This window comes from Methanobrevibacter sp., from assembly GCF_017468685.1.
Classification (GTDB): Archaea; Methanobacteriota; Methanobacteria; order Methanobacteriales; family Methanobacteriaceae; genus Methanocatella.
This window is the reverse complement of the sequence record NZ_JAFUHT010000065.1, coordinates 1-5,258: the sequence shown is the minus strand read 5'-3', so window position 1 is coordinate 5,258 and position 5,258 is coordinate 1. Positions and strand designations below refer to the sequence as shown.

Genomic DNA, 5,258 nt, shown 5'->3' with positions numbered 1-5,258 from the left:
ATCCTTGAATTACAGCTTTGTTCGGATTGTAATGTTGGGTTGGGTTTGATGCCGCATTTTTGTTTTTGAAGGTATATGCTTTAATACAAACTGCTTTTCCCTGAGCACTGTAATCTATGATGTTGTCGCCGTTTTGATATATTGAAGTTCCACTGAAAAAGTATTGTCTTGAATTTTCAAGAACTGGTGCATATTTTGTTTCAATTTGCACTGTAAAACTAGTGTTTTTGCCGACAGCAACTTTTTTGTTTAGTTTAACTGTTTCAAATCCGCTGAATTTTGATTTACCGCTTTGGGTGTAAACCTGTTTGCCGTTTACAAAAATTGTTATTTTATAGTTTTGATTAGCAGTAAAGAAGTATGTGCCGACAGCTGCAATCATTTCACCTTCCATGCTAGTGTAGGTATTTTTGTAAAGTATGTCATTGCCTCTTTCGCTTTTGTAGTAGTCTCCTTGAAAAGCGGCAACGTCATATTGATAAAGCCTGTCGTAGACTTCTGTATTGTTGATTACATAACCTACTGCATAATTAAATCTAAGCGGTGCATCGTAATATGAAAGGTAGAAATAACCGTTATCTCCCCATTCGGTTCCCCAGCTGTTTTTACAAATCCATGCGCCGTCATGGCCAGGATCTATTTTGAAGTTGCCTCTGGAGAAGTTGTCATCCCATCCTACTACTGTAACGAAGTGGTTTCCTAAACTTTGATTGTTACAGTATGACGCTTTTGTATTTTGGTTGTAATAGGCATTGTTGGGATTTGCTCCGTTTACGAAAACAGTCAATGCCCCGTAATTGATTAGAGCATCCTTCATTGAAGTTATATTTACAGGATCAAGGATTACTGCATCTGTAATGTGGTAGCTGTTGTCGGTAAATATGATTGGAGATATTTTTCCAAGTTCATCATATTTGTCGTTTTCAGTGTTTACAACACCTAACCAGCTTAATATGTAACTTAATCCTCCGAAAATGTAGCCTCCTTCAGTCATGGAAGGTTTTCCGTAAATTGAATATCTGATACCTGAGTTTTGTATGTTGTTGTTGGAGATATCTAATTTAATTCCGGTTGCTTTTAGGAATGCGGATTCAAAAGCGCCGGTAGTACCGAATGCCCAACATGCTCCATTTCGTCCTTGGTCTTCAACAGGAGTCACCACTCCAAAGTCACGTAAGTCAAATTTAGCATCATTAACACTTCCATTTACTGCAATTGGATTTAAAACGATTTTTTTACCTGGAAAATCTACGAATGTAGCGAATGTCTCATCATTAAATTCGTATTTATCGTTGCTTTTTGAGAAAAGCCCTTTATAATATGAGCCCTCTTTAAGGAAGTTTCCATGAATTCCCTCTTTGTTGTTTTCAAATGTGGAATTTATTGCTGTAATGAAGCTGGCAAATGAATATATTGCTCCGCCTTCAAAAGCTGTGTTATCTATGAAATTACAATATTCAATTTCCTGGCTGCCGTAGTCCAGATACATTGCTCCTCCGTTAGCGAAGTTCATGTCTTTATAATAAAGAGTATTGTTTTTAAAAAGGCTGCCTCCGGCATAGAATATAGAGTCTGAGGTGTATACTGCTCCACCTGAGTAGGTTGCAATGTTGTTTGTAAAATTGGAGTCTATGATGTTCAATTTTCCTCCAAGCTGCAATATGGCGCCACCGAATTCTGAGGAACATTTGTCAAATAAAGTGTTATTAATAATAACCCATTCATTGGATCTTTCATAGTCACCTCCATTGACATCAGCATAGATTGCCCCACCGTTTTTTGTTGAACTGACATTTGAAAATGTACAGTATTGGATATTTAATGAAAACGGATCGTCTTTATAAACACCTAATTTCTTTACAGCAACTGCACCTCCGGTAGCAATTGCACGTAAATTAGAAAATCTAGTGTTTCTAATGTCTATTTTAGAGCCTGACCCATAAATTGCTGTTGCATAGGTGGATGTTGCATTCTCAAAAACGCTGTTTTTAACATCAACCAAAGTCTTTACAGTATAAACTAATGACCATTTTACAGGATTTTTGTTTCTAAATGTGGTCTTTTGTAGGTATAGCTGGCTGTCATCGGTATAAATTGCTGAGCCTTCAGGAGCATCATTGTTTTCAAACAGACAATTGTTGGTGATTAATGTACTTTTATATGAATAAACTGCCGCACCTGATTCTTTGTCTTTATTGTCAATAAATTTAACATTATTTAATGTTAATTTGGCATTATTTAGTATTATAGCACTTTCGCCACAGTTTTTAATTGTCAAATCTCTTATTGTAAATTCTCCATTCATTAATTTGAATACTCCTGCACTATTTTTACCATCGATAACATGATTATTACCATTGATAGGATAATTTGAATCATATCCAGTAATATTAATTCTTTTCACATCGTTTTCTTCGTCAAATGCATAATCTGTTATTAAATCTGCTTTGGTATTTTTAAATTGGTAGGTTAAATCAGCATAGGTTCTAACATCACCAATTGATACAACATCTCCGTCAGTCATTTCCAGACTGTTGTCGGTTTGATTTGCATCTTCAGCAAAAACAAATCCAACAGAGAAAATCATTAACGCAAGAAATATTATGCTTATCTTAAAAAATTTCAAGTTTATCTTCTCCATTTATTTATGATTAGTTTTTTATTGTTACTTATATTAAAATATTTTTAGATTGTGCATTTAAATGGATATTTATTTGACATTTGTTAAAATTTAGTGGATGGTTTTGTATTAACATTCGAATGTATAAAAAAAGTAATGATGCGACAAGTGTCACATTTTGTCGGATAAGTCGGAGTGATTACTCACTCCTCCTCTCCTCAGAACGGCTCGTGTCAGTTTCCCGACAAGCCGCTCAAGCATATTGTTTACCTAAAGCAAATACCATCAAATTCTAACCATATAAACATCTAAAAGCAGATTTGAACATTGTTTTCTCAAAATATTCATCAAAAGATTTATCATATGGAGTTGCCATATATTTAAACTGAAATGGATATTTAATATGCGTCCAAACCATTCTTCTTAACTGTAATCCAGTATCTGGGTCAGTGAATATGTATCTATCCTTACTTTTACCCCTACGATCAGGCTTGTAGTGCTTACCTTTAATCCATTTATGTGATTTAGATGGATACCATCTACGTAACAGTTTACGAGTCTTTTGAATTAAATAGTAGTCCATTTTTCTGAATGTTCTGGAAGCCGCAGATATTCTCCAATAATTGGCCGTACCAATTATTAAGCTGTTCAATGACCCTATAAACGATTCAATGTCACCACCAATCGCTTTACGATAGATATCATTAGCCTTTTGCTTAAAAGCTTTTATACTATTCTTAGATGGTTGGACAAATACTTTCTCACCATGAAAAGTATTAAAACTACGGATATTAAATCCCAAAAAGTCAAATCCTTTTTGTATAGAAGTAATTTTAGTTTTATCTTCCGCTAATGTGAGTCCTCGCTCAGATAAGTAGTTTTCTAAGAGTTTAGGTATGTTTTCGGCATCCTCTTTTGTTCTACAGAGGACGACAAAATCATCGGCATACCTCACCATTACATATTTAGAGCGATTTGAATAAGTAATAGACCCATCTTTACGTTTAATAGGATAATATTTTATGTTCAGAGCTTCCTCCATTCCATGAAGTGCTATATTTGCCAATAATGGAGAGATAATACCTCCTTGCGGAGTTCCTCTTTCAGTCTCATTAAACTGATTATTATGGACATAGCCTGCTTTGAGCCAATCATGAATTAAATTCCTCAAAGGAAAGTTTCCTAACTGTTTAAGTATATGTTCATGATTTAAAGTATCAAAACATGATTTGAAGTCACCTTCAAATATAAATGGACGATTTAAACCACGAAGATGATGATGCAGTTTTGCAATTGCATCTTTAACACTTCGGAGTGGTCGAAATCCATAACTAGTTGATTCAAAATAAGATTCACACATTGGTTCCAAAGCCAATTTACAAACATTTTGGTAAATACGGTCAATAATCGTTGGAATTCCCAACGGTCGCTTTTTACCATTCTTCTTATCAATCAAGACACGAAGAACAGGTTTTGGTTTATATAAATTTATATTATAATTTGATAATTTATAAAATAGTTGCATTCGTTCTGCATTAGTCAAATATACACGATTATCAAGACCAGCAGTCCGTTTACCACTATTTAATTGAGTAACAACACGAATACTATATAAAAGAGCCTTCTTACTATTAACAAGTAATCTGGTCAAATCTCTTACTTTTCGGTATTCTCCATTTGCTTCAGCACGAAATATCCTCTGTTGTAACTTAAATATGTCTCGTTCTAACTTTCGCCAATCAATGGCTTTCCATTCTTTATCGAGTTCGTCCAATTCCACGGACTGAACAACATTAATCTGTTTTTCAGTTTTCATCGCCAAAATCACACTCTTATTCCACATTTAAAGTTACTTTTAGTTTTATTTCACGTTATACACCTTTTGAAGTCAGCATATCCACCATAGTTATTATTTGTCATTTTCCTATTGCCTTTCGGCACAGTGGCATTCGCTTTTTCAAAATCCTTTACCTGGAAAAGAACGTCAGACTTCCTCACGGTCACCCTACCCACGAATGGGACAATTCCAGGCTTACCAAGTTTATCTTCTGTCAGATACGGCCTTGAACTTAGGCACTCCCAATACACCGACATACCTATGGGTTATGAGCTATATACATGCTTTTTAAATCTGTATGACCTGTATGCAATAATCAGAGATTACTCACATCATCCTAAACGCCTCTGATTCTTTCTTTACGATGCTTATAGAAGTTCACTTATCGTTTGCCATTATTCGCCTTTCTCTTGCTCTTCCAATCAACGGATGCTATGATTGAGAATTGAGCTTTAAACTCTCATGCAACCCACCCCACCGTCGCCAGTGACGCAGTTTCGAGCGAGAATAACCCTCATAACAGGATTAACAACATACTAATAGTTGTACTGACATAAAACTCTCAAAAAAAAACAATGAGTTCATATAACAAAATTTAAAAGACAAATGCTTGTCGCACTAAAAAAAAGAAAAAGAAAAAGGTTTGTTTATACATCAGAGTATAATAAACCAATTGCTCTACCTGCGAAGAATGCGTTGTAGACTCCTATAATTCCAACGATGATACCTCCAACAGTTGAATTCCATTGAGAAATACCACTTCCAATAGCAGATAAAATTAAAGTAATTACTAAAACAATT

2 protein-coding genes are annotated in these 5,258 nt (G+C 34.8%); both read right to left on the bottom strand.

From position 1 onward, the window contains the following. Positions 1-2,587: C1 family peptidase (locus tag IJ258_RS08320; protein WP_292805680.1), on the bottom strand; the 2,587-nt coding region annotated here is incomplete at its 3' end. A 325-nt stretch (positions 2,588-2,912) separates the two neighbouring features. Beyond that, positions 2,913-4,436 carry a group II intron reverse transcriptase/maturase gene (gene ltrA / locus IJ258_RS08315; protein ID WP_292805678.1) on the bottom strand — a complete coding sequence of 508 codons (1,524 nt, stop codon included), beginning with the start codon at positions 4,434-4,436 and terminating at the stop codon, positions 2,913-2,915. Positions 4,437-5,258 lie beyond the last annotated feature (822 nt).

Coding starts and splice junctions, on each gene's coding strand:
- ltrA (WP_292805678.1), bottom strand. CDS start 4,436: ATGAAAACTGAAAAACAGATTAATGTTGTTCAGTCCGTGGAATTGGAC.